Annotated in this window: 19 protein-coding genes; 7 read left to right on the top strand and 12 right to left on the bottom strand. The window is 64.1% G+C overall.

Annotated features, from left to right (window positions below; all coding sequences use genetic code 11):
* Positions 1 to 1,914, bottom strand: a complete 1,914-nt coding sequence (locus I6F24_RS13230; protein WP_036021576.1) for an extracellular solute-binding protein — start codon at positions 1,912 to 1,914, stop codon at positions 1 to 3.
* Between the two features lie 209 nt (positions 1,915 to 2,123).
* The gene (locus I6F24_RS13235; protein WP_035998026.1) at positions 2,124 to 2,675 is read right to left on the bottom strand and encodes a cytochrome c family protein; all 552 of its coding nucleotides are present in this window, start codon (positions 2,673 to 2,675) and stop codon (positions 2,124 to 2,126) included.
* A 231-nt stretch (positions 2,676 to 2,906) separates the two neighbouring features.
* Here I6F24_RS13235 and I6F24_RS13240 point away from each other — a divergent pair, with 231 nt between their 5' ends.
* Together I6F24_RS13240 and I6F24_RS13245 are read left to right on the top strand one after the other, a co-directional pair.
* Entirely contained in the window at positions 2,907 to 3,647 is a 741-nt protein-coding gene (locus I6F24_RS13240) for a 3-deoxy-manno-octulosonate cytidylyltransferase (protein ID WP_035998024.1), read from the top strand.
* Between the two features lie 21 nt (positions 3,648 to 3,668).
* Complete coding sequence (locus I6F24_RS13245; RefSeq protein ID WP_035998021.1) at positions 3,669 to 4,526, top strand: prephenate dehydratase; 858 nt, start codon at positions 3,669 to 3,671, stop codon at positions 4,524 to 4,526.
* A 184-nt stretch (positions 4,527 to 4,710) separates the two neighbouring features.
* Here I6F24_RS13245 and I6F24_RS13250 read toward each other — a convergent pair whose 3' ends face one another.
* Positions 4,711 to 5,724, bottom strand: coding sequence for an LLM class flavin-dependent oxidoreductase (locus tag I6F24_RS13250; protein WP_036021573.1), 1,014 nt, complete (start codon positions 5,722 to 5,724; stop codon positions 4,711 to 4,713).
* Positions 5,725 to 6,098: 374 nt separating this feature from the next.
* Here I6F24_RS13250 and metF point away from each other — a divergent pair, with 374 nt between their 5' ends.
* Together metF and metH are read left to right on the top strand one after the other, a co-directional pair.
* A complete protein-coding gene (metF, locus tag I6F24_RS13255) occupies positions 6,099 to 7,019 on the top strand; it encodes a methylenetetrahydrofolate reductase [NAD(P)H] (RefSeq protein WP_036021570.1) in 921 nt (306 codons plus the stop codon).
* A gap of 6 nt (positions 7,020 to 7,025) precedes the next feature.
* The gene (gene metH, locus I6F24_RS13260) at positions 7,026 to 10,868 is read left to right on the top strand and encodes a methionine synthase (protein ID WP_225149284.1); all 3,843 of its coding nucleotides are present in this window, start codon (positions 7,026 to 7,028) and stop codon (positions 10,866 to 10,868) included.
* A 284-nt stretch (positions 10,869 to 11,152) separates the two neighbouring features.
* Here metH and I6F24_RS13265 read toward each other — a convergent pair whose 3' ends face one another.
* Both I6F24_RS13265 and I6F24_RS13270 read right to left on the bottom strand, forming a co-directional pair.
* Positions 11,153 to 11,782 (bottom strand): glutathione S-transferase family protein, encoded by a 630-nt coding sequence (locus I6F24_RS13265; protein ID WP_225149285.1) that lies wholly within the window; start codon positions 11,780 to 11,782, stop codon positions 11,153 to 11,155.
* Between the two features lie 132 nt (positions 11,783 to 11,914).
* Positions 11,915 to 12,217 carry a winged helix-turn-helix domain-containing protein gene (locus I6F24_RS13270; RefSeq protein WP_057028173.1) on the bottom strand — a complete coding sequence of 101 codons (303 nt, stop codon included), beginning with the start codon at positions 12,215 to 12,217 and terminating at the stop codon, positions 11,915 to 11,917.
* A gap of 27 nt (positions 12,218 to 12,244) precedes the next feature.
* Between I6F24_RS13270 and I6F24_RS13275 the strand changes: the two genes are divergently transcribed.
* The 3 genes from I6F24_RS13275 (at position 12,245) to I6F24_RS13285 (ending at position 15,032) form a co-directional block, all read left to right on the top strand.
* Positions 12,245 to 13,228 carry a threonine/serine dehydratase gene (locus tag I6F24_RS13275; protein ID WP_225149286.1) on the top strand — a complete coding sequence of 328 codons (984 nt, stop codon included), beginning with the start codon at positions 12,245 to 12,247 and terminating at the stop codon, positions 13,226 to 13,228.
* A gap of 11 nt (positions 13,229 to 13,239) precedes the next feature.
* The gene (locus I6F24_RS13280; RefSeq protein ID WP_225149287.1) at positions 13,240 to 13,659 is read left to right on the top strand and encodes a DUF6636 domain-containing protein; all 420 of its coding nucleotides are present in this window, start codon (positions 13,240 to 13,242) and stop codon (positions 13,657 to 13,659) included.
* Positions 13,660 to 13,745: 86 nt separating this feature from the next.
* Positions 13,746 to 15,032: a hypothetical protein gene (locus I6F24_RS13285; protein ID WP_225149288.1), complete on the top strand. Its 1,287-nt coding sequence runs from the start codon at positions 13,746 to 13,748 to the stop codon at positions 15,030 to 15,032.
* A gap of 736 nt (positions 15,033 to 15,768) precedes the next feature.
* On the opposite strand, the gene I6F24_RS13290 is transcribed toward I6F24_RS13285, so the two are convergent.
* The 7 genes from I6F24_RS13290 to I6F24_RS13320 all read right to left on the bottom strand — a co-directional run bounded on the left by I6F24_RS13290 (position 15,769) and on the right by I6F24_RS13320 (position 25,889).
* Positions 15,769 to 16,362, bottom strand: coding sequence for a GNAT family N-acetyltransferase (locus I6F24_RS13290; protein WP_109142414.1), 594 nt, complete (start codon positions 16,360 to 16,362; stop codon positions 15,769 to 15,771).
* A 269-nt stretch (positions 16,363 to 16,631) separates the two neighbouring features.
* On the bottom strand, positions 16,632 to 18,137 hold the full coding sequence (glpK, locus tag I6F24_RS13295; RefSeq protein ID WP_035997987.1) for a glycerol kinase GlpK: 1,506 nt from the start codon (positions 18,135 to 18,137) through the stop codon (positions 16,632 to 16,634).
* A gap of 380 nt (positions 18,138 to 18,517) precedes the next feature.
* Entirely contained in the window at positions 18,518 to 19,291 is a 774-nt protein-coding gene (locus I6F24_RS13300; RefSeq protein ID WP_225149289.1) for an SDR family oxidoreductase, read from the bottom strand.
* A gap of 121 nt (positions 19,292 to 19,412) precedes the next feature.
* Positions 19,413 to 20,555 carry a pimeloyl-CoA dehydrogenase small subunit gene (gene pimD / locus I6F24_RS13305; RefSeq protein WP_225149290.1) on the bottom strand — a complete coding sequence of 381 codons (1,143 nt, stop codon included), beginning with the start codon at positions 20,553 to 20,555 and terminating at the stop codon, positions 19,413 to 19,415.
* Positions 20,556 to 20,729: 174 nt separating this feature from the next.
* Positions 20,730 to 21,920, bottom strand: a complete 1,191-nt coding sequence (gene pimC / locus I6F24_RS13310; protein WP_035997966.1) for a pimeloyl-CoA dehydrogenase large subunit — start codon at positions 21,918 to 21,920, stop codon at positions 20,730 to 20,732.
* Between the two features lie 19 nt (positions 21,921 to 21,939).
* Entirely contained in the window at positions 21,940 to 23,634 is a 1,695-nt protein-coding gene (gene pimA, locus I6F24_RS13315; protein WP_050995836.1) for a dicarboxylate--CoA ligase PimA, read from the bottom strand.
* Between the two features lie 158 nt (positions 23,635 to 23,792).
* Entirely contained in the window at positions 23,793 to 25,889 is a 2,097-nt protein-coding gene (locus I6F24_RS13320; protein WP_225149291.1) for a 3-hydroxyacyl-CoA dehydrogenase NAD-binding domain-containing protein, read from the bottom strand.
* Positions 25,890 to 25,905 lie beyond the last annotated feature (16 nt).

Raw genomic sequence — 25,905 nt, forward strand, 5'->3', positions numbered from 1 at the left:
TCACGATTTCTTTGCGATCCGTGCCGCCTTGTCTGCGTCGTACCACCAGATGAACGGGAAGCCGGACAGACCATACCTGGGCAATTCCGTCGGCCGGCCGAAGCGATCCCAGCGCGCGGTGCGCACCTTGTTGTAGGTCCATTGCGGCACGACGTAGTGATTCCACAGCAACACGCGGTCGAGGGCCTTGGTGGCCGCGACGAGATCGTCGCGATCAGTGGCGTAGATCACCCGCTCGATCAGCTTGTCCACGGCCGGATTCTTGATACCGGCGATGTTGCGCGACCCGGCGATGTCGGCCGATTTGGAGGACCAAAACTCGCGCTGCTCGTTGCCCGGCGATTGCGACTCGCCCCAGGAGTTCGTCACGATGTCGAAGTCCCACTCGCGCGTCCTGTTCTCATACTGGGTCGGATCGACCGTCCGAACGCTCACCGCAATGCCGAGCCGCTCCAGCGACGGCTTGTAGAACAGCGTAATTCGTTCGAAGCTGGGATCCGAGTTGAGCAATTCCAGCGAGAACTGCGCACCGGTCTTGACGTCGACGAGCTTGCGATCTCGCACCTCGTAGCCGGCTTCCTTGAACAGGCGCAGCGCCTCACGCAAATTGTCGCGCACCGCCTCCGGATTACCCCCGACAGGATTGGTGTAGGGCGTCGTGAAGACCTCGGGCGGTACCTGGGCGCGGACGGTCTCGAGAATTTCGAGCTCCTTACCCTGCGGCAACCCCGTTGCCATCAGCTCCTCGATGCCGTCGAAATAGCTGCTGATGCGCTTGTACTGGCCGTAGAAGATCTGCTTGTTCATCTCCTCGAAGTCGAACGCGTAGTTGAGCGCACGACGCACGCGCGGATCGCTGAACTTGGCGCGGCGCAGGTTCGGCACGAAGGCCTGCATCACGCCCGAGCTGCGATTGACGAATTCCTCGAGGATCACCCGCTTTTCGGTCACGGCCGGGAAATCATAGGCGGTCGCCCAACTCTTCGCGCTGTTCTCGGTGCGCCAATCGACCTGGTCGGCCTTGAAGGCCTCGATCGCAACGGTGCCGTCGCGAAAATATTCGTAGCGCAGCTCATCGAAATTATTGCGGCCCACATTGATGGGAAGATCGCGGCCCCAATAGTCCTTGACGCGCTCCAGCGCGATCGAGCGTCCTGCGACGAATTCCTTGACCTTGTAAGGGCCCGAGCCGAGCGGCACTTCCAGCGTGGTGGTGGCGATATCGCGCTTGCGGCCCTGCGCGTCCGTCCCGTCCCACCAATGTTTCGGAAGGACGATCAGCTGTCCCACGATCAGCGGCAGCTCGCGGTTGCCGGGTGCGTCGAACACGAACTTCACGTCACGCTCGCCGACCTTCTCGGCCTTCACCACATGGCTGTAATAGGCCGAGTACATCGGATGGTTCTTCTTGAAGGAATCGAGCGAGAAGATCACGTCCTCCGGCGTAACAGGCTTGCCGTCATGCCATTTCGCCTGCGGGCGCAGGCGATAGGTGACGAAGGAAAAATCGTCGGGATGGCTGACCGCTTCGGCCAGCGCGCCGTATTCGGTCGAGACCTCGTCGAGCGACTGCGTCAGGAGCGATTCATAGATGAACGCGACGGCACCAGCGACCTGGCCCTTCACGCCCGAGACAACGATGTTGAAATTGTCGAACGTGCCGACGGCGATCTGGCGCGCGACACCGCCTTTGGGGGCGTCCGGATTGACGTAGTCGAAGCGCTTGAAGTCGGCGGGGTACTTGACCTTTCCGAACAGCGACAGCGCGTGGCGCCAAGGCAACCCGCCGGAAGGCAGCTCAGTTGCTGATTGCGCATGCGCCACGCCGACGGGAACGCCCGCGAGGGAGCCAAGGGCTGGAAGCGCTGCGGCTGCAGTGCCGGTGAGCAGGAGATCGCGTCGGGTAATGGCCAAATCAACATCCCTGTCTTGAAGGAGGCTACTCCTTTAAGTTCCCAATATAGGCGAGGTTTCGACCGAATATGTTGCTTTTTCCTCATCTTGGAAGCCCGGCCGGCCTATCGGATGCGGCCAAACGCCCCGATAACGTCGCCGCGAGGCCCGGATAAGGAAACGGCCAGACTTTTCAGCCTGGCCGTATTCGAGCGCCGGTTCTTGGGACCTTATTTTGACGCCGTCGGCAGCGGCTGAGGTTTCTCCGACTGCGAATTCAGATAGGCGATGATATCGGCACGCTCGGAATCCTTGGCAACACCGGCAAAGCCCATCGCGGTGCCCGGAATGAAGCCCTTCGGATTGGCGAGGAACTTGTTGAGGTCGTCGAAGCTCCAGTTGCCACCCTTAGCCTTGATGGCTGCCGAGAAGTTGAAGCCACCACGGCCCTGGCCCTTGGGCTCGCCAACGACGCCATAGAGGTTCGGACCGACCCGGTTCGGGCCGCCCTTCTCGAAGGTGTGGCAGGCGCCACACTTCTTGGCGGCCGCGGCGCCCTTCTCGACGGAGGCGGTTTGGAGCAGCTTTTCGATCGGTTCGGACGGTGCGGCGGCGGCGCCCTCCTTGCCGGAGCCGGCATCTTGCTTGACCGCGATCTCGAAGCCCGGCTTTTCCGGCATCTTGGGGGAGAACAGCGCACTCGCGGTGAAGCTCGTCACCAGCAGGAAGAGACAGGTACCGAACACGGCGCCGAGAATCTTGTTGAGTTCGAAAGAGTCCATTTCCGGCCAGGCCCCACCGCAAGAAGGAAACAGCGGCCCGGATGGCCGCAGGACGAGCCTCGGAGAATCAAACGTTCCTTATTGTTTCCCCGAGTTTTGCCATTGAGATATCGGTTTGCCCGGGGTCTGGCAACCCGTATAAGCGATCCGGCTTCAGGCCCGTCCCCACCCCATGTCCCGGTGCGGAAAACGCTCCGTTTTCAGGCTCTTGACCTCAGACCTTTGAACCCGATGATCGATCCCCGCATCCTGGTGCTGATCCCGGCTCGCATGGCCGCCACCCGTCTGCCCGGCAAGCCGCTCGCCGATATCGCGGGATTGCCGATGATCGTGCATGTGCTGCGCCGTGCCGAGGCCGCCGCAATCGGCAGGGTCGCGGTGGCCACCGACACCGACGAGATCGCCTCGGTCGTGACCGCCCATGGCGGCGAGGCCGTCATGACGCGCGGCGACCACCCCTCCGGCTCGGACCGTATCCACGAGGCCATGCAGAAGCTCGATCCCGAGGGCAAGGCCGAGATCGTGGTCAATGTCCAGGGGGATTTCCCGACCATCACGATCGACAACATCCGCGAGGTGCTGCCGCCGCTGCAAGACCCGGCCGTGGACATCGCGACGCTGGCCTCGCGGATCCACACCGAGGAAGAGGATCTCGCCCCAAGCGTGGTGAAGGCGATCGGAACCTCGGTTGGCGGCAGGCGGATGCGCGCACTTTATTTCACCCGCGCGACCGCCCCGACCGGCGACGGACCGCGTTACCACCATATCGGCCTCTATGCCTTTCGCCGCGCCGCGCTGGAGCGCTACGTCTCTCTTCCGCCGTCTCCGCTGGAATTGCAGGAGAAGCTCGAGCAGCTCCGGGCGCTTGAGGCCGGAATGCGCATCGATTTCACCATCGTCGACACCGTGCCCCGCGGGGTCGATACGCCGGCGGACCTCGAGACCGCGCGCAGCATCCTTTCCAAATCCTGAGCCGCTGCTACAAGGCCGAGCATGAGCAAGATGAAGATCGCATTCCAGGGCGAACCTGGCGCCAATTCCCACATCGCCATCGTCGAGGCCTATCCCGACGCCGAACCGATGCCCTGCGCCACATTCGAAGACGCGCTGTCGGCGATCTCGTCGGGCGAGGCCGATCTCGGCATGATCCCGATCGAGAATTCGGTCGCCGGCCGCGTCGCCGACATCCATCACCTCCTGCCGGCGTCCGGCCTCTTCATCGTCGGCGAATGGTTTCTGCCGGTCCGGCATCAGCTGATGGCCGTGAAGGGCACCAAACTCGAAGACATCAAGAGCGTCGAGAGCCATGTGCATGCGCTCGGCCAGTGCCGGCGCATCATCCGCAAGCTCGGCATCAAGCCGATCGTGCATGCCGATACCGCCGGCAGCGCCCGCGACATCTCGGAGCGCAAGGACAAGACGGTGGCCGCGATCGCCTCGCGCCTTGCTGCAAAGATCTACGGTCTCGACATCCTCGCCGAGGACATCGAGGACGAGGCCCACAACACCACTCGCTTCGTGGTGCTGGCGCGCGAGCCGAAATGGGCGCCCCAAGGCACCGGGCCGCTCGTCACGACTTTTGTGTTCCGGGTGCGCAATTTGCCGGCGGCGCTCTACAAGGCGCTCGGCGGCTTCGCCACCAACGGCGTCAACATGACCAAGCTCGAGAGCTACATGGTCGACGGCAATTTCTTCGCTACGCAGTTCTATGCCGACGTCGACGGCCATCCCGATGACAAGGGCCTCGCCTTCGCCATCGAGGAGCTGAAATTCTTCTCGCGCGAATTTCGCATCGTCGGGGTATATCCGGGCCATCCGTTCCGCGCCACGTTCAGCGAAGTGCAGGATTGATCCCTCACCCTCCCCTGGAGGGGTCCGGGAGAGCGCAGCTCGCCCGTGGGTCGCTCCCCATGGAGCGCAGCGCAATGCGTAGCGGGGTGGGTGACGGTCTCTCCACGTCGAATACTGCCCCAGTGGAGAGATCACCCCGCTCGCGCTGCGCGCAATCGACCCGCCCCCTCCAGGGGAGGGTAAGCTACCCCGCCGCTCTGAGCCCGAATGCCTCCGCCAATAGCGAATACGACTTCTTTCGCGCCGCGTGGTCATATACCGCCGTGATCACCATCAGCTCGTCCGGCTTGCTTGCGTAGATCAGCGGCTGCAGCTTCTTCTGCACCGTCGCGGGACTGCCGACGAACAGGCGCGAGCGGTTGCGCAGGATCGAGGTGCGCTCGGCGTCCGTATACGGATAGGCCATCGCCTCCTCGACGCTCGGCAGCGGCAGATATTGACCGCGGTCGCGGCGAAGACGGTTGAGGTCGAAGGACGAGGCGAGCCTTTCGGCCTCCTCGTCGGTATCGGCCGCAATGACGGCGACCGCGAGAATGGCATGTGGGCTCGCACGCCAGGCCGAGGGTTGAAAGCGATTGCGGTAATGCACCATCGCATCGATCGCGTCGTGGGACGCGAAATGATGGGCGAAGGCGAAGCCCATGCCGACCTGGGCGGCCAATTCCGAGGAATAATCGCTGGAGCCGAGCAGCCAGATAGGCGGCAGTCTGGTGTCGTCGGGCATTGCGACGACGTTGTTGTAGGGGTGCCCCGCGGGGAATTCGCGCGTCTCCCACAGGATCAACTCGTGCAGCCGCTCCAGGAAATCGTCGCCCTCGCGGCGGTCGAGCCGGCTCCTGAGCGCGTAAGCCGTCGCACCATCGGTGCCCGGCGCGCGGCCGAGACCGAGATCGATCCGGCCCGGAAATAGCGCCTCCAGCATCTTGAAGCGCTCAGCGACGACCAGCGGCGCATGGTTGGGCAGCATCACCCCGCCGGAACCGACGCGGAGGTGCTTCGTCACCGCCGCGATCTGGCCGATCATCAGGTCGGGCGCGGGGCTCGCGACGGAGGCGAGATTGTGATGCTCGGCGAGCCAGTAGCGGACATAGCCGAGGCCATCCACGTGACGCGCCAAATCGATGCTGTTGCGCAGCGCCGCGGCGGGCTTGGTGCCTGATGTGACGACGGAGAGGTCGAGGACGGAGAGCGGGATCATCGCGGCTTAAGGTAATCGAGGCGGTCGCGGCGACAATGGGCAGGCTGCGCAGGCCTGACGTGTACGGACGGGCTGGCACGCCAGCGGCTGGAGTTGGGACAACCGCCGCTACTTTGCAGACGATTCTGATCTGCCCACCAAGAAAACCGTTCATAAAAGATGGCTCACGAGAGATAATATCTGAAAATTCAACACATTATGTCATGCAGCGCGCTTCCCACCCAAAACATGATCCGCAAGAATGACCCGTCTAACTGCACCTGAATGGGCAACTTCCCATGCATGATGGGCTGTCGATCAAGGGGCCTTTGCCGTATTTTAGCTCTCCGAGGCTAGACCCCGATTGCCGGCCTGACATTGGAGTGAGTGGCGCCATGACTGACCTGACGACGCCTGCGACAGCCGACCGGCAGGACAGGCACCTGAAGCGGCCCGCGATCTCCTTCGAGTTCTTTCCGCCTAAGACGGAAGAGATGGAGCGCAATCTCTGGGAGACCATCAACCGGCTGGCCCCGCTCGAGCCGAAGTTCGTCTCGGTGACCTATGGCGCCGGCGGCTCGACCCGCGAGCGCACCCATTCGACCATCACGCGCATCCTGAAGGAGACCGCGCTGCTGCCCGCCGCGCATCTGACCTGCGTCGGTGCTTCGCGCGGCGAGATCGACGAGATCGTCGACCGCTATCACGAGGTCGGCGTCCGCCACATCGTGGCCTTGCGCGGCGATCCCGTCGGCGGCATCGGCACGCCCTATTCGAGCCATCCCGAGGGTTATCAGAGCTCGGCCGCGCTCGTCGCCGGCATCAAGAAGCGGCATGGCGACATCGAGGTCTCGGTCTCTGCCTATCCCGAGAAGCACCCCGAAGCGCGCGACTTCGATGCCGATATCGACACGCTCAAGGCCAAGGTCGATGCCGGCGCGACGCGTGCGATCACGCAGGTGTTCTTCGACAACGATCTCTACTTCCGTTACCTCGACCGCGTGCGTGCGCACGGCATCGACATCCCCGTAGTGCCGGGCATCATGCCCATGCACAATTTCAAGCAGGCGCGCAATTTCGTGACGCGTGCCGGCACCACGGTGCCGGACTGGTTCGCGGCGAAGTTCGAGGGCCTCGATGACGATGCCGAAACGCGCAAGCTGGTGGCCGCGACCGTTGCGGCCGGCCAGGTGCAGAAGCTCGCCAAGCACGGCGTCGACACCTTCCATTTCTACACCATGAACCGTGCCGATCTCGTGTTCGCGATCAGCCATTTGCTCGGCATTCGCGCCAAGAGCGCGCAGAAGGCGGCGTAAGAGAACATGACCGTGACCGTCTCTCCGAAGCGAACCGCCCTCCTCGCTGCCGCGCGCGAGCGCATTCTCGTGCTCGACGGCGCCATGGGCACGATGATCCAGAATCTGCAGCTCGACGAGAAAGCCTTCCGCGGCGAGCGCTTCAAGAACTTCCATCGCGACCTGCGCGGCAACAACGATTTGTTGATCCTGACCCAGCCGCAGGCGATCGAGGACATCCACGCCGCGTATTTGCGCGCCGGCGCCGACATCGTCGCGACCAACACGTTCTCGACGACCTCGATCGCGCAGGCCGATTACGACCTCACCGACATCGTCTACGAGATGGCGCGTGAAGGCGCCCGCCTCGCCGGCAATGCTGCACGGCGCGTCGAAGCCGAGGACGGCAAGCCGCGCTTCGTCGCCGGCGCCATCGGCCCCACCAACCGCACGGCCTCGATCTCGCCCGATGTTTCCAATCCCGGTTACCGCGCCGTCACCTTCGACGATCTGCGCAAGTCCTATGGCGAGCAGATCCGCGGGCTGATCGACGGCGGCGTCGACCTCCTGCTGGTCGAGACCATCTTCGACACACTCAACGCCAAGGCGGCGCTCTATGCGATCGCCGAGATCACCGAAGAGCTCGGCATCGACGTGCCCGTGATGGTGTCGGGCACCATCACCGACAAATCCGGCCGCCTGCTGTCGGGCCAGATGCCGGAAGCGTTCTGGAATTCGGTGCGGCACGCCAAGCCCATCACCATCGGCTTCAACTGCGCGCTCGGCGCGGAAGACCTGCGCGCGCATATCGCCGATATCGGCCGCGTCGCCGACACGCTGGTCTGCGCCTATCCCAATGCCGGCTTGCCGAACGAGTTCGGCCAGTATGACGAGACGCCCGAATACATGGCGCGGCTGATCGGCGAGTTCGCGCGTGATGGCCTCGTCAACATCGTCGGCGGCTGCTGCGGTACGACGCCGGACCATATCGCGGCGATTGCCGCGGCAGTGGCGCCGCACAAGCCGCGCATCGTGCCGGAGATCACCCCGCGCCTGCGGCTTTCCGGACTCGAGCCGTTCGTGCTGACCGACGCGATCCCCTTCGTCAACGTCGGCGAACGCACCAACGTCACCGGCTCGGCCCGCTTCCGCAAGCTGATCACCGCTGGCGACTACACCGCCGCGCTCCAGGTCGCGCGCGATCAGGTCGAGAACGGCGCCCAGATCATCGACGTCAACATGGACGAGGGCCTGCTCGATTCCGAAGCGGCGATGGTGACGTTCCTCAATCTCCTCGCCGCCGAGCCCGACATCGCGCGCGTGCCTGTGATGGTCGATTCCTCGAAATTCTCGGTGATCGAGGCCGGCCTGAAATGCGTGCAGGGCAAGCCGGTCGTCAACTCGATCTCGATGAAGGAAGGCGAGGAGAAGTTCATCCTTGAGGCCAAGATCGCCCGCCGCCACGGCGCGGCTGTGGTGGTCATGGCGTTCGACGAGGTCGGCCAGGCCGACACGTTCGCGCGCAAGACCGAGATCTGCAAGCGCGCCTACGACATCCTGGTGAACAAGGTCGACTTCCCGCCTGAGGACATCATCTTCGATCCGAACATCTTCGCGATCGCGACCGGCATCGAGGAGCACAACAATTACGGCGTCGACTTCATCGAGGCGACGCGCTGGATCCGCCAGAACCTGCCGGGCGCGCATGTCTCGGGCGGCGTCTCCAATTTGTCGTTCTCGTTCCGCGGCAACGAGCCGGTGCGCGAGGCCATGCACTCGGTGTTCCTGTATCACGCCATCAAGGCCGGGATGGACATGGGCATCGTCAATGCCGGACAGATGATCGTCTATGACGACATAGATCCCGAATTGCGCCAGACCTGCGAGGACGTCGTCCTCAACCGCGATCCCGGCGCGTCCGAGCGCCTGCTCGCTCTCGCCGAAAAATTCCGCGGCAAGAAGACCGAAGGCAAGGAAGCCGATCTCGCCTGGCGCGAATGGCCGGTGGAGAAGCGGCTGTCGCATTCGCTGGTGCATGGCATCACCGAGTTCATCGAGCAGGACACTGAAGAAGCCCGCAAGAAATCCTCGCGCCCGCTCGACGTCATCGAGGGCCCGCTGATGGCCGGCATGAACGTGGTCGGCGATCTCTTCGGCGACGGCAAGATGTTTTTGCCCCAGGTGGTGAAGTCTGCCCGCGTCATGAAGCAGGCCGTCGCTTACCTCATGCCGTTCATGGAGGAGGAGAAGGCGCGCAACCTTGCGAGCGGCATCGGCACCGAGGGCTCCTCGTCCGCCGGCAAGATCGTGCTCGCGACGGTCAAGGGCGACGTCCACGACATCGGCAAGAACATCGTGGGCATCGTGCTCCAGTGCAACAATTTCGAGGTCATCGATCTCGGCGTGATGGTGCCGGCTGCCAAGATCGTCGAGACCGTGAAGGCGGAGAAGGCCGACATCGTCGGGCTGTCAGGCCTGATCACGCCCTCGCTCGACGAGATGGCGTTCTTCGCCGGCGAGTTGCAGCGCGAAGGCTTGAGGCTGCCGCTCCTGATCGGCGGCGCCACCACCAGCCGCGTGCATACGGCCGTCAAGATCGACCCGAGCTATCGCGCCGGTCCGGTCGTGCATGTCAACGACGCCAGCCGCGCGGTCGGCGTTGCCTCCGCGCTGCTCTCGCCGGAGAAACGCGAGGCCTATGCGGCCGAGGTGCGGGCCGAATACGCAAAGATCTCGGAGGCGCATCTGCGCGCGCAGTCCGACAAGAAGCGGCTGAAGCTCGCTGATGCCCGCGCCAACCGCGTGCCGGTCGATTTTGCCACGAGCAAGCCGGTGAAGCCGACTTTCCTTGGCACCAAGAGCTTCGACGATTACGATCTCGCCGAGCTCGTCGACTGCATCGACTGGACGCCGTTCTTCCAGACCTGGGAGCTCGCCGGACGCTTCCCCGCCATCCTCGACGACGCCAAGGTCGGCGAGGTCGCGCGTTCGCTCTATGACGATGCGCGCAAGATGCTCGACACCATCGTCAAGGAGAAGTGGTTCAGGGCGCGCGCGACGATCGGCTTCTGGCCGGCCAATGCGCAAGGCGACGACATCGTGCTCTATGCCGACGATAACAGGACCAAGAGCATCGCGACGCTGCACACGCTGCGCCAGCAACTGGAGAAGCGCGAGGGCCGCTTCAACGCTGCCCTCTCCGACTTCATCGCGCCGGCCGGCGTGCCCGACTACATCGGCGGCTTCGTCGTTACCGCCGGGATCGGCGAGGATGCCGTCGCCGATCGATTCAAGATGGCCAATGATGACTATTCCTCGATCCTTTGCAAGGCGCTGGCCGATCGCCTCGCCGAGGCCTTTGCCGAGCGCATGCACGCCCGCGTCCGCCGCGAGTTCTGGGCCTATGCACCGGATGAGGCGCTCTCCAACGAGGAGCTGATCCTGGAGAAGTACTCCGGAATCCGCCCCGCGCCCGGCTATCCCGCGCAGCCCGATCATACCGAGAAGGCGACGCTGTTCGAGCTGCTCGACGCGGAAGCCACCGCCGGGGTGAAGCTGACGGAGAGCTTTGCGATGTGGCCGGGCTCGTCCGTCTCCGGGCTCTATTTTGCCAGCCCCGAAAGCTATTATTTCGGCGTCGGCAAGATCGAGCGCGACCAGGTCGAGGACTACGCCGCGCGCAAGGGCATGAGCGTGGCCGAAGCCGAGCGCTGGCTCGCGCCGGTGCTGAACTACATCCCGTCGCAGGACAAGCCCTTCGCCGCCACGCCGGCGAACGACGAAATGCCGAAAGACCTCGCCTTGCATCCGCCGGGCTGCACCTGCGCGGTGCACTTGGTCTGGCAGAAGAAGCGCGCCGGCGCGGGGTAGACGCCGCCGAAACACAAACGTGAAAAACAACCCCATGCACAGTAGCGATGGGGTTGAAAAGGCTTGACGTTTTCTGACTTGCCGAAAACACGGTTGCGGCGTCGGGCAAAACAGGGGTATTGTGGCATCATCGGGCTGCGGTGGCCGTCCGATACTCTCGCCAGGCCCCGCGCTGTCATTCCGGGGCGCGCCTCTTGGCGCGAGCCCGGAATCCATTGCTCCACATCATCCGCTGCACGGATTTCCGGGCTCGCGCTTCGCGCGCCCCGGAATGACAGAGCGCTTCACCCCTTCGGAGGGGACAGCGGCTGCACGATCTCCTTGAACGGCGCCAGTGCCTCGCAACGCTCGCTATGGGCCGCGAGCGCCGGATAGCGCGCGGCATCGAACAGGTCGGGATGCGCTTCGCGGGTGAAGCGGACGACGCAGGCGACGGCAACGTCTGCGTGGCCGATGCGGTCACCCAGCCAATACGGCGTCGTCACCCTGGCGCGCTCGGCCTCGAGCACTTTCAGCACGTCCGCGATCTGCGCCTGGCAACGCTCGACCCACAGCGCGAGCTGCTCCTTCCGCAGCACGCGCTCGTAGAGCAGGCTCACCGCCTTGTCGCCGAGGCCGGAAGCGAGCGCGCAGATGCGCAAATGTCTGCGCCGCTCGGTGCCGCCGCGCGGCAGCATGGCCTTGTCCGCGCCGACGAGGTCATCGAGATAATCGAGGATGATCGTGCTCTCGATCAAAGCCTCACCGTCGTCGAGCACCAAGGTCGGCACGCGGCGGAGCGGATTGTACGGCGCGATCTTGTCGGCATCGCCGAAGGTCGACCATGGCCTGTGCTCGAAGGCGAGCCCGTAAAGCCGGAGCGCAATCGCGACGCGGCGGACGAAGGGGGAATCATATTGGCCGATCAGGAACATGGTTCTCGCTCTTCTCGATCATTGAACACGACAGGGCCGATCAGTCTCCACGACCAGCTCGGCGCGGCGCAACAAATATCTCGGAAAGGGAGCATTGCGCCGGCCGCAACGACGCCCGCGATGGCCTTGCGCTCAAAGGCCGTCCTGGATCGAGCGCTTGATCGCGGCAATGGCAGTCTCGTTGCGCTTGTACATCGTCCACTGCTTGATCCGCTTGGCGCGCACCAGCTTGGCCGCCGTCAGCACCCGCATGTGCTCGCTCAATGTCGGCGCGCTGACCCCGAGCTTTTCGGCGATCAGCAATCCGCAGACGCCGTCCTCGACCAGGTCGCCGTCTTCCTGCTCGCGAAAATGCCGCCGCGGATCCCGCAGCCATTCCAGAATCTGCAGGCGGCGTTCGTTGGCGAGCGCGCGCAAGGCGACGGCAAATTTCATTTAGCCATTTTGCTAATTACCTAATTGATGTCAACTCTCACTTGGGTTATCCTGGACGGCATCATGACAGCGACAATGGACATCACACGGGAGCGGATCGCGGCGACCGAGCCGGTCATCCGTCCGCATATCAGGCGCACGCCGCTTGTTCAGGCCGACCTCGCCGATTTCGGCCTGCCGGCCGCGCCGGTCACGTTCAAGCTCGAGATGCTGCAGCATTCCGGATCGTTCAAGGCGCGCGGCGCCTTCGCCAATCTGCTGCTGCGGCAGGTGCCGCAGGCCGGTGTGGTCGCCGCGTCCGGCGGCAATCACGGCGCCGCCGTTGCCTATGCCGCGCATCGGCTCGGCATTCCCGCCACGATCTTCGTGCCCGACATCACCTCGCCGGCCAAGGCCGAGCGGATCAGGACCTATGGCGCAAAGCTCGTGATCGCCGGCAGCCGCTACGCCGATGCGCTCGCCGCGAGCGAGGCGCATGTCGCGCAGACCGGCGCGCTGGCCGTCCATGCCTACGATCAAGCCGAAACCCTGCTCGGCCAGGGCAGCGTCGGGCTGGAGCTTGAGCAGGATGCGCCCGGCATCGACACGCTGCTGGTGGCGGTCGGCGGCGGCGGGCTGATCGGCGGCATTGCGGCGTGGTACGGCGGCCGGACACGCATCGTCGCGGTCGAGCCGGAGCAATCGCCGACCCTTCACAAAGCGTTCGAGGCGGGCGCGCCGGTCGATGCGCCGGCCGGCGGCATCGCCGCCGACAGCCTGGCGCCGCGGCGCGTCGGCGCGCTGATGTTTCCGGTCGCGCGGGCCCATGTCGAGCGCGTCGTTCTGGTCAGCGACGATGCGATCCGGCAGGCCCAGTCCGCGCTGTGGTCGCACTTGCGCCTCGTGGCCGAGCCCGGCGGCGCAGCTGCATTTGCCGCGGTGCTCTCCGGCCGCTATCGTCCCTCGGCCGGCGAGCGCATCGCAGTTCTGGTCTGCGGGGCAAACACGACGGCGGTGACTTTCGAGAGCTGAGCGGGAATGACATGACGCGACCGCGCGGACTGGTCCTGATGGCGATCCTGCTGCCGATGATCGGCGCCGCCCAAGCGCAGGACCGCCCGATCGGCATTCTGACGCCGTCGAAGAACATCGCCTGCCAGTTCTTCACCGACAACGGACAGGGCGTGCTCCGCTGCGACATCATGAACATGGACGTGCGCCCGCGCCGGCCCGCCGATTGCGAGCTCGACTGGGGCCACGCCTTCGAGATGAGCGCGAAGGGCGCAGCAGGCCGCATCTGCGCCGGCGACACCGTGATGGACCCCTCGCTGCCGGTGCTGGCCTATGGCGAGGTGTGGCAGCGCGGGGGATTCACGTGCCGGTCGGAGCAGACGGGATTGACGTGCTTCAACGCGATGCAGCGGGGTTTTTCGCTGGCGCGGGGGAAGCAGGAGGTGTTTTGAGCAACGACTGGCGTACCGCTGACTTGACGTTATCCTAAGAGCAATTCAAGGTTGAGCCATATTTTGTTCTTAGCTGGGGTGAATTGATGGAAATCGCTCCCATTGAAGTATCGAGCCTTCGGCTTAATCCACACAACGACAGACATGGCGCACTGCGAGATGAATCAGCGGCTATCCACTGGTTGCTTGAAAACCGCACGATGCATATGCGCGCTCTCGCGGCCGATTTAGCGAGGACGAAACGTCTCTATGAAAGCCCGCTTGTTCGTCAAGATCGCGATACCTACACGGTGTTCGATGGGAATCGCAGGACTTGCTGCATCAAGCTCCTGGCCAACCCCGACCTAGCGCCCAGCGCAAAATGGAAGGAGTTCTTTCTTGAACTCTCTTCTGAAGAGGTTCTCGGTGCTTTCACAACGATTGACTGCGAGATCGAGAACGACCTCTCCGTGATTGATGAAAAGCTCTTTCGGCGACACACCGGGAGTCAAGAAGGCGTTGGTCAAAGCCAATGGGACCCGGAGGGGAAATCAAACTTCTTACAACGAACCGGAAAGGAAAGCATTGGCCTCGGTGAGACCATAGAGAAAGCTCTAAAATCTGAGAACTTGCTCCCTCCGGAGGCCGCACTTCCTTGGTCGAACATAGAGCGGCTTCTGAGCTCCGAGCCAATTCGAAGGCGCGCTGGGATTTCGTTCGCTGGCGGCTCACTCGCATATTTGGGCAACAGGACCGACAACCTCGCCACCTTGCAACGTATCGCCACCGACTTGAGTAACCGTCGCGTTGTGCTGGGCGATTTATGGAATAACGAGAAGAAGGGGCAGTACCTTGATCGCCTAAAAAGCGAAGGAATGTCGATCGACAATGTGCCGGCCCGGCAGGGACAAAGGACCGAAACGACTCTCCACGGTCCACCTCCAGCTCCGCAAAGGCGTCGCGCATCCAAGGAGAAAAATCTAATCTCACGAGCGGACGAAAATCCGTTCGTGAAATTTCCTCAGCTGGAGCGGGCGGAAAAAATATGGCGGGAGCTGCAGTTCAACCTGGAATTCGATGAACACGACAACGCGATTGCTGTTCTGATGCGCGTTCTGCTGGAGATCGCCATCAATCACTACGCTAGGGCACAAGGCATTGTTTTCGGACAGAACGATCCATTCGCAAAGAGAGTTTCCGCTGTCGCAGACTCGATGCTTAATCGCGGCTTTGTCGACGTAAAGGGCCGAAGCATCATTCGGAAATTTGAAGGGGACAAGCCGATCGTATCGGCGCATTCAATGCATCAATATGTCCACAATGCCAACTTTCACCCTATGCCCGTCAACTTAGAGAACTCAGACAAGGAGGAGCGCCGCGACTCTCTTATGTAGCGAGAGAGCTTGCCCGGAAGCGCCAACGAATCAAAGATCTTTCGGCCGCTCTGCCTGCTTACGTGTGCAGAACCGTAGATTTGGTCGCGTTTGATGATGTTATCAATCTCATCGAGTATCTCGCGTTCAGTAAGCAAGTCTCACCCCTCCTCCCCATCACTTACCAGCATGCCCTTCTTGGAACAAGAGATTGCAGGTCAAAAGCTATCCAGAGCGACCGCAAGTTATCTCGCATCGTTTGTCCGTCTTCCAGAGTCTCGGACGGGGGGAAATCGTCCTTGGAGAGTAAGAGAACAAAAGGCTGCGAGATAGACGAAGCTTATGGAACCCGCATACAGCGAAGCGACATGCGGGAACGTTCTCTCTGGATATCGCTCGACTCAACCCGAGCTACAGTGCTGCCACAAGCTCAAACGTCATCCTGAGGTGCTCCCATGCGATGCGCCAGCATTGCATGGAGAGCCTCGAAGGATGGGCCACCGGCGCCCGCAGCCCACCCGTCGAGGCGAGCAAGAGCGCGCACCTCAGGATGACGGCGGCGTGCGCGGCAACGGGAAAATCGCCCCGGATTACGCTGCGCTCCATCCGTGCTACGGCCCCTAATTGGAAGATTGACGGCAGCGCAGACTCCGTCATTGCGAGCGCAGCGAAGCAATCCAGAATCTCTCCGTGCGGACACTCTGGATTGCTTCGTCGCAAGGGCTCCTCGCAATGACGGTGAGGAGGCAGCCGCGCACTATTCGATGATCGGCACATGCTTCGCCGCATCGCGCGGTGCCGTACCGTCGAGGCGCGGATCATCGGCGATTTCGATCTGGCGGCGGAAGGGGCGGAAGCCGGAGCGCTGGTAGAAGGCGACGGCGGCGGGATGGTCGAGGGTGCAGGTATGGACCCAGACGCGGCGGACGTCGTGTGACCAGGCGCGCTCCAGCGCGCGGTTCATCAGGAAGCGGGCGGCGCCGGTGCCGATCAAGCTAGACGTGACGCCGAAATAAGTCAGCTCGCACTGGCCGGGCTCGCGGAAGTCGAGCTCGAGCAGGCCTTCGTCTCGGCCGTCGAGGACGAGGGCATAGACCTCGATTCCAGGCGCATGGATGATCGCGGCGAGCTCGGCGTCGGTCATGCGCGCGCGCGAGAACCACAGCCAGCCCTCGCCGACGCGGCGGAAGAGATCGCGGTACCAGGGAAGCGCGGGGGCATCGACCTTGCGCAAGGTCCAGGCGCCGGGCGGATCATCGCGGCGCGCGGGCGGTGCAGTCATCTCTAGATGGGTGACAATTGCGGCGATCTTGCCGTTCGGGACGTCGGAATAGCCGTCGGGGACGATCATGTTTCGTTTCTTCTTTTGTTAGCGGTTAGCGGGCGGCGCCGTTTGAGGCACCACAGCAGCGCCACACTCCGTCATTGCGAGCGCAGCGAAGCAATCCAGGATCTTTCCGCAGAGGCAGTCTGGATTGCTTCGTCGCAAGAGCTCCTCGCAATGACGGTGTAGAGGCGGTGGTGTAGCCCGGATGGAGCGCAGCGCAATCCGGGATTTGTGCCACCATCGACAGCGGACCCGGATTACGCTGCGCTCCATCCGGGCTACGACATTTGCCGCTACCCCTCCCCCTCGTCGCTCGCCAGCACGCCCTTTACCGCGCGCGCCCAGCCGGCGAGCTTCCGCTCGCGCGTGGCCTGGCTCATGTTGGGCTTGAAGCGGTGCTCGAGGCGCCAATTGTCGGCGAACTTGGTCGGCTCGGGATAAACGCCCGCCTGGAGGCCAGCGAGGTAGGCGGCGCCCAGCGCCGTGGTCTCCTGGATCACCGGGCGGTCGACCGGCGCATCCAGGAGATCGGCGAGGCGCTGCATGGTCCAGTCGGAGGCGGTCATGCCCCCGTCGACGCGGAGCACGACGCTTGCGGTTTCCGAACTCGGCCAGTCCGCGCGCATTGCGGCCCAGAGATCGAAGGTCTGGTAGCAGACGCTTTCCAGCGCGGCATGGGCGAGCTCGGCGGGGCCGGTGTTGCGGGTGAGGCCGAACAGCGCGCCGCGGACGCGCGGATTCCAATAGGGCGCGCCCATGCCGACGAAGGCGGGGACCAGGTAGACGCTCTGCATGGAGTCCGACTGATCGGCAAGCGGTCCGGTTTCGGCGGCATGCTTGATGATGCCGAGGCCGTCGCGCAGCCATTGCACAGCGGAGCCGGCGACGAAGATCGAGCCTTCCAGCGCGTAGGTGCGTTTGCCATCGAGCTGATAGGCGACGGTGGTGAGCAGCTTGTTCTTGGAGACGACGGGCGTGGTGCCGGTGTTGAGCAGCGCGAAACAACCGGTGCCGTAGGTCGACTTCATCATGCCCGGGCGGAAGCAGGCCTGGCCGATGGTGGCGGCCTGCTGGTCGCCGGCGATGCCGGCGATGACGATGGGGCCGCCGAACAGGTCCGGCGTGCTCTCGCCGAAGCGGGCGGAGGAATCCTTCACCTCGGGCAGCATCGAGCGAGGCACGCCGATGATCTCCAGCAGCTCGTCGTCCCACGCGCCGGTGTGGATGTTGAACAGCAGCGTGCGCGAGGCGTTGGTGGCGTCGGTGGCGTGCACCTTGCCGCCGGTGAGGCGCCAGAGCAGATAGCAATCGATGGTGCCGAACATCAATTCGCCGCGCGCGGCGCGCGCGCGGGCGCCGGGGACGTGGTCGAGGATCCAGGCGACTTTGGTTCCGGAGAAATAGGGATCGATGATCAGGCCGGTCTTCTCAGAGATCACGGGCTCGCGGCCTTCTGCCTTGAGCTTGGCGCAGATGTCGGCGGTGCGGCGGTCCTGCCAGACAATGGCGCGGTGCACGGCCTGGCCGGTGGCGCGGTCCCACACCACAGTGGTCTCGCGCTGGTTGGTGATGCCGATCGCGGCGATGTCCTTTGCGGTGATCCCGGCATGCTCGATCGCTTCGCGGCAGACCATCACGGTCGAGGTCCAGATGTCCTCCGGCTCGTGCTCGACCCAGCCGGAGGCCGGAAAATGCTGCGGAAACTCGGCCTGCGCCTTCGCCGCGATGGAAATATCGCCGCGAAACACGATCGCGCGCGAAGAGGTGGTGCCCTGGTCGATGGCGAGGACGAAAGACATGGCGGCTTACCTTGGCGTTTTCTTTGGGCGTCTTCCCTGGAGGGGTCATTGTGTCGCGCCAAAGGGAGCGGATTAGGGCGGCAAGGTCAAGGTTTGGATCAGTGGGGGCCGCTGCCCTTCCTTCTCCCCTTGTGGGAGAAGGTGGCATAGGCGGCCGTCGGCCGCCGTTCTCAAGAACGCCGAAGCAAGGCTTCGGCTACGGCGCCGGATGAGGGGTATGCTTCGGCGAATACAGCCGCAAAAGAGTCACACGCGGAGGGATACCCCTCACCCGTCTCGCCGCTTCGCCATAGCCGATGCGAAGCATCGGCGTTCTTGAGAACGGCGGCCGAAGGCCGCCTATGCCACCCTCTCCCGCAAGGGGAGAGGGGAAGAGAGAGCTACACCGCCGCCGTCGTCACGCCGCCGTCGATGACGATGGTTTGGCCGGTCATGAAGCTCGAGGCGTCGGAGGCGAGGTAGGCGACGGCGCCGGCGATCTCGTCGGGTTCGCCGATGCGGCGGAGCGGCGTGGTGGCGGTGCGGCGCTTCAGATTGGCTTCGTCTTCCCAGAGGGCGCGGGCGAAGTCGGTCTTGACGAGGCCGGGCGCGATGCAGTTGACGCGGACGCCTTTCGGCCCCCATTCGCCAGCGAGCGAGCGGCACAGCGCGAAGTCGGCGGCCTTGGAGATGCCGTAGGCGCCGATCACGGTGGAGCCGCGCAGGCCCCCGATCGAGGAGATGATGATCACCGAGCCCTTGCCGCGCTCGGCCATTTGCGGGATCGCGAGCGCGGAGAGCCAGATGTTGCTCTTGACGTTCGAGCCCATGATCTTGTCGAAGGCTTCATCTGATATGTCGAGCAGCGGGCCGTAATAGGGATTCACGGCGGCGTTGCAGACGAGAATGTCGATCTTGCCGTAATGCTTCGTCGCGCCCGCGATCAGCGCCTCGACTTCGTTCTTGCGCGCGATGTTGCAGGGAATGACGATGGCATCGCCGCCAACGGCATTGATGCCGTCGGCGACTTCCTTGCAAGCGTCGGCCTTGCGCGAGGAGACAACCACCTTGGCGCCTAACTTGGCGAGCAACTCGGCGGAGGAGCGGCCGATGCCGCGGCTGGAGCCGGTGACCACGGCGACCTTCCCGGTGAGATCGAACGGGGTGCTTTGCATTGGTGTTGCCTCAGATGCTTCGTCATTCCGGGGCGCGCCTCTTGGCGCGAGCCCGGAATCCATACTCCCGATCGTGGCTATGGATCCCGGGCTCGCGCTTCGCGCGCCCCGGGATGACAGGTCAGATCAACCCGCCCGCATCCGCGACGCGGCGCTGGTGGTAGTCGGTGTCGCCAAAGGTGTTCTCGATCATGGTGAGGCGCTTGAAGTAGTGGCCGATCTTGGCCTCCATGGTCATGCCGATGCCGCCGTGGAGCTGGATCGACTGCTGGCCGACGAATTTCAGCGACTTGCCGATCTGCACCTTGGCCGCGGCGATCGCGTTGCTGCGCTCCTTGGCGTCCTCGAAGTCGTTCGCCATGGTCGCGAACATCGACATCGAGCGCGCCTGCTCGGTGGCGACGAACATGTCGGAGGCGCGGTGCTGCAGCGACTGGAACGAGCCGATCGCGACGCCGAATTGCTTGCGGGTCTTGATGTACTCGACCGTGGTCTTGAGCGATTCGTCCATCAGGCCGACCGCCTCGGCGCAGAGCGCGACGCGGGCTTCGTCCACCACGCGCTCGATCAGCGCGAGCGAATCCTCGGGGTTGCCGAGCACGGCGTCGGGACCGACCTCGACACCGGTGAAGGTGATGTCGGCGGCGTGCAGGCCGTCCTGGGTCGGATAGGACTTCTTGGCGACGCCCTTGGCATTGGCCGGAACCAGAAACACGCCGATGCCTGACTTGTCGCGGCGGTCGCCCTTGGTGCGCGCGGTGACGATCAGGGTATCCGCGTTCTCGCCGTTGAGCACGACGAACTTCTCGCCGTCGATCACGTAAGAATCGCCCCTCTTCTTCGCGGTCGTGGTGACGTCGAACAGATCGTAGCGCGAGTTCTTCTCGAGCTGGGCGAAGGCCAGCGTCTTGCTGCCGTCGATGATGCCGGGCACGTGCGCGGCCTTCTGCGCATCGGTGCCGGCATGACGCAGGAAGCCGCCGCCGATCACCACCGTCGCCAGATAGGGCTCGAGCACCAGCGCCTTGCCGAGCGCCTCCATCACGATCATGGTCTCGACACCGCCGCCGCCGAAGCCGCCGTCAGCCTCGCTGAAGGGCAGGCCCAAAAGTCCCTGCTCGGCGAGCTTGAGCCAGACCGTTTTGCTCCAGCCGCCCTTCTCCGCCATGTACTTCTTGCGCTGCTCGAAATCGTAGGAATCGGTCAGCAGGCCGTCGATGCTTTCCTTGAGAAGCCGCTGCTCCTCGGACAGATCAAAATCCATTTCTTTGGTTCCTCGTACCCGGACTTATTTGGCTTCGTCATCCCGGGGCGCGCGTAGCGCGAGCCCGGGATCCATACTCCCGATCGGGGTTATGGATTCCGGGTTCGCGACTTCGTCGCGCCCCGGAATGACGGTTGAATATTGCCCTCCCCGCGATCGCGGAGAGGTGGCAGATCACAGCCCCAGCACCGCCTTGGCGATGATGTTGCGCTGGATCTCGTTGGAGCCGCCGTAGATCGAGACCTTGCGGTTGTTGAAGTAGCTCGGCGCGATCTGGGCGGTCCAGTCCATGGCTTCGTTCGAGCCATCGTCGCCGTGCACGTCGTAGGGCGCGGCGAACGGGCCGATCACTTCCATCAGAAGCTCGGTGGTGGTCTGCTGGATCTCCGAGCCCTTGATCTTCAGCACCGAGGAGGCCGGATTGGGCTTGCCCTTGCCGTGCTTGCCTTCGTCGGCGACGACGCGCAGCTGGGTGAGCTCGAGCGCCTTCAGCTCGATCTCGCAGGCCGCCAGCTTCTCGCGGAAGGCGGGATCCTGGATGATCGGCTTGCCGGCGGATTCGACCTTCGAAGCCAGATCCTTGATGCGGCGGATGCGCTCCTTGGAGACGCCGACGCGGGCGATGCCGGTGCGCTCATTGCCGAGCAGGAATTTGGCGTAGTCCCAACCCTTGTTCTCCTCGCCGATCAGGTTCTCGTAGGGAACCTCGACGTCGTCGAAGAAGACTTCGTTGACCTCACGGCCGCCGTCGATGGTCTGGATCGGGCGAACGGTGACGCCCTTCGACTTCATCGAGAACACGATGAAGGAGATGCCCATCTGCTTCTTGGCGTTGTTGTCGGTGCGGCAGAGGCAGAAGATCATGTCGGCGTGCTGGGCGAGCGTGGTCCAGGTCTTCTGGCCGTTGATGATCCATTTGTCGCCACGGCGCTCGGCCTTGGTCTTGAGCGAGGCGAGGTCGGAGCCGGAGCCGGGCTCCGAAAAGCCCTGGCACCACCAATCGTCGACATTGGCGATGCGCGGCAGGTACTTCTTCTTCTGCTCCTCGTTGCCGAAGGTGTAGATGACGGGGCCGACCATGCTGACGCCGAAGGCGAGCGGCTGCGGCGCCGGATAGGACTGCAGCTCCTCGTTGAAGATGTAGTGCTGCACGCTGGTCCAGCCGGTGCCGCCATATTCCTTCGGCCAATGGCTGACGCCCCAGCCCTTCTTGTTGAGGATGCGCCACCACGTCACCATCTCGTCCTTGGAGAGGTGACGGCCCTCGACCAGCTTGCGCCGCGTATCCGGCGGCACGTTGTCGCGGAAGAACTGCCGCACTTCGTCGCGAAACGCCTGCTCTTCTCTAGTGAATGCGAGATCCATTGGATCCTCCTGTGAAACGTTACTTCATTTTCGTCATTGCGGGGGCATCAGCAGCGCGAATCCCGGATAGCGGTTTCTGCTGCTGGCGCAATTCGTGGCGCGACAATTTCCCGACCGGCGTCCGCGGCAGGTCGTCGACGAACTCGACCGCGGCCGGCAATTCGTGCCTGCCGAGCTTGCCGGCAAGCTGCGCGCGCAGCTCGTCGAGCGTGAACGGCTTTGCCTCGGGCCTCAGCTTGATGAAGGCCTTGGCGGCTTCGCCGCGATAGGGATCGGGAATGCCGAGCACGATCACCTCGTGCACGCCCGGGATGGTGTAGATCGCCTGCTCGATCATCTGCGGATAGACGTTGAAACCGCCGGAGATGATCATGTCCTTCTTGCGGTCGACCAGGAAGAAGTAGCCGTCGGCATCGACATAGCCGATGTCGCCGGTGAGAAAGCGGCCATCGACGAAGGCTTCCGTGGATCCCTCCGGCTTGTTCCAGTAGCCCTTGGTGACGTTCGGGCCCTTGATGCGGATCTCGCCGATCTCACCCGGTGGCAGCACGCGCCTGGGATCGTCGAGCGCGACGACGTCGAGCTCGATGCCGGGCAGCGTCAGGCCGATCGAGCCCGGTTTCTCGGGGCCCTCGGGCGGATGGCCGGTGCCGGGCGAGCAGGTCTCGGTCATGCCCCAGCCGCTCTTCAGCTTCTTGCCGACCTTGCGCTCGAAGAAGCTCGCGATCTCCACCGGCAGCGGCGCGCCGCCGGAGCCGATGGTGACCAGCGAGGAGAAGTCGCGTTTGTCGAGATCGGGCAGCGCGGCGATCGCGATCCACATCGTCGGCACGCCTGGGAAATACGTCGCACGCTTGACCTCGATGTCGCGCATCACGGCTTCGACGTCGAAGCGCTGATGCAGCGAGATCAGATTGCCGCGGCGGAGCGAGGACAGCAGCACCACGGTGAGCGCGTAGATGTGGAACAGCGGCAGCACGCAGATCACGCGCTCGATTGTCTCGCCGCGGGCGGCACGGGCCGGCTTGCCCCAGACGTCGTAGATCGACACCGCCGAGGTGAGATTGCCGTGCGTGAGCATCGCGCCCTTCGGCAGGCCGGTGGTGCCGCCGGTATATTGCAGCAGCGCGACGTCGTCGGCCGCAACGACAGGCCATTGCGCCGGCGCGATGGCGCCCTCGACGAAAGCCGCGAACGTGACGATGCGGGGATCGTCGGGGATTGCCGCCTGCGGCGTGCCGACCTTGCCCCAATGATCGTCCTCGCAGACGACGAGCTTGTCGATCAGGCCCTTCTCCAGGAATTTCAGCGCGGTCGGCAGCAGGGCCTGGAGGTTGGAGGTGACGAGCAGGCGCGAGCCGGAATCGGTGATCTTGTGCGTCAGCGCGATCTCGCCGTCGAGCGGCGACAGATGCGCGACGCGGCCCCCGGCCTTCAGCGCGCCGAAGAAGCTGACGGGATGATCGGGCGTGTTGCCGAGGAACAGCGCGACCGAGCTGTTCCTGCCGATGCCAGCGCGCAGGAACGCCGCGGCGGCGCGATCGGCCAAGCTTGCGAGCTCGGCGTAGCTGATGGGCCGGTCGCGGAATTCCAGCGCGGTGCGCGGGCCGTAATCGGCGGCGGCCTTGGCGAGAAGGTCCGGCAGCGTGCCCTGGACGATGGTGTCGTCCCACCGCACGCCCTCGGGATAAAACTGTTCGCCGGGATGGGTCATTTTCCTGATTGCTCGAGCGAACAACTAACACAGACCGTCATTCCGGGGCGCGACGAAGTCGCGAGCCCGGAATCCATAACCACCAGCTGGGGTTATGGATTCCGGGCCTGCGCCTTGCGGCGCATCCCGGAATGACGAAGGTTGGGACGAAGCCCCGATCACGCTGCTTTCGACTCCGCAGCCAGCGACGCAAACGTCTTGCCCTCCGCGGCGAGCTTCTTCAGCAGCGGGGCGGGCTCGAGGCTCGGATCGTTGGTCTCCTTGGCGTAGAAGGCCAGACGATCGGCGATGTGCTTGAGGCCGACGCTGTCGGCCCAGAACATCGGGCCGCCACGGTAGATCGGCCAGCCATAGCCGTAGAGCCAGACCACGTCGATGTCGCTGGGACGCGCGGCGATGCCCTCTTCCAGGATCTTCGCGCCCTCGTTGATCATCGGATACATCATGCGCTCGAGGATCTCCTCGTCGCTGACGACGCGCTTCTTGCGGCCGAGACGCAGCAAGGTCTCGTCGATCAGCTTCTCGACGTCGGGGTCGGGCAGCGGCGCACGAGAACCCTGCTCGTACTTGTAATAGCCCTTGCCGGTCTTCTGGCCGAAGCGGCCGGCCTCGCACAGCGCGTCCGCGATCTCCGACTTGATGCCGCGGTCCTTACGCGAGCGCCAGCCGATGTCGAGGCCGGCGAGATCGCTCATCGCGAACGGGCCCATCGGCATGCCGAACTTGGTGACGACGGCATCGACCTGCTGCGGCAGCGCGCCCTCGAACAGCAGCTTCTCGGACTGCTTGCCGCGCTGGGCCAGCATGCGGTTGCCGACGAAGCCGTCGCAGACGCCGACCACGGCCGGCACCTTCGCGATTTTTCGCGCGATGGTCACCGCAGTCACCAGCGCATCCGGCGCGGTCTTGTCGGCACGCACGATCTCGCACAGCTTCATGACGTTGGCCGGCGAGAAGAAGTGCATGCCGAGCACGTCCTGCGGACGCTTGGTCGACTTCGCGATCTCGTCGATGTTGAGATAGGAGGTGTTGGAGGCGAGCACGGCGCCCGGCTTGGCGTACTGGTCGAGCTTGCCGAACACCTCCTTCTTGACCGCCATGGTCTCGAACACGGCCTCGATGACGAGATCGGCATCGCCGACATTCTCGATGCCGACGACGCCGTTGATCAGCGCCATGCGCTTGGCGGGCGCATCGGCCGGGATGCCGCCGCGCGCGGCGGTCGCTTCCCAGTTCTTCTGCATCACGCCCATGCCGCGCTTGAGCTGCTCCTCGCCGGTCTCGATCAGGGTGACGGGAATGCCGGCATTGGCGAAGGACATCGCGATGCCGCCGCCCATGGTGCCGGCACCGAGAATGGCGACGCGGTTCACGGGCCGCGGCTTGGTGCCTTCAGGAACGCCGGCGATCTTGTTGGCCTCGCGCTCGGCGAAGAAGGCGTAACGCTGCGCCTTGGACTGGTCGCTGGCGACGAGCTTGAGGAAGCCCTCGCGCTCCTTCTTCAGGCCTTCGTCGAACGGCAGGTCGATGGCATAGCCGACGGCGTCGGCTGCGGCGAACGGCGCCTCGAGGCCGCGCGACTTCTTGGTCATGGCCGCGACCGCATTGGTGAAGATCGAGCGATCGGCCTTGGCGGCTGCGAGCTTGGAATCGTCGTCGCGCAGGCGGCGCAGCGGGCGCTTCTCCGCGAGCAGCTTGCGCACGAAAGCCTCGCCGCCGGAGGCCGGGCCCTCGACGATCTCCTCGATCAGGCCGTTCTTCAGCGCCTCCGCCGCCCCGATCGGGTCGCCGCCGACGATCATCTTGACCGCAAGCTCCGGGCCCACCGCACGGGGCAGGCGCTGGGTGCCACCGGCGCCGGGCAGAAGTCCGAGCTTCACCTCGGGCAGGCCGAGCTTGGCCTCTTTCACCGCGACGCGGAAATGGCAGGCCAGCGCGACCTCGAGGCCGCCGCCGAGCGCGGTGCCGTGGATCGCGGCAACGACCGGCTTGGGCGAGTTTTCGATCTCGGACAGCACGTCGTTGAGCACGGGCGGCTTCGGCGGCTTGCCGAACTCGGTGATGTCGGCACCGGCAATGAAGGTGCGACCGGCGCAGGTCAGCACGATGCCCTTGATGGAGGGATCGGCGATCGCGGCTTTGATGCACTCGAGGATGCCGCCGCGGACTGCGGCACTCAGCGCATTGACCGGCGGGCTGTTGACCGTGACGATCCCGACTTCATCATGACGCTCAAGCTTGACCACTTCGCTCACGGTGTCCCTCCTTGGT

Source organism: Bradyrhizobium sp. BRP23 (assembly GCF_020194135.1).
In the GTDB taxonomy this organism is placed as follows: Bacteria; Pseudomonadota; Alphaproteobacteria; order Rhizobiales; family Xanthobacteraceae; genus Bradyrhizobium; species Bradyrhizobium yuanmingense.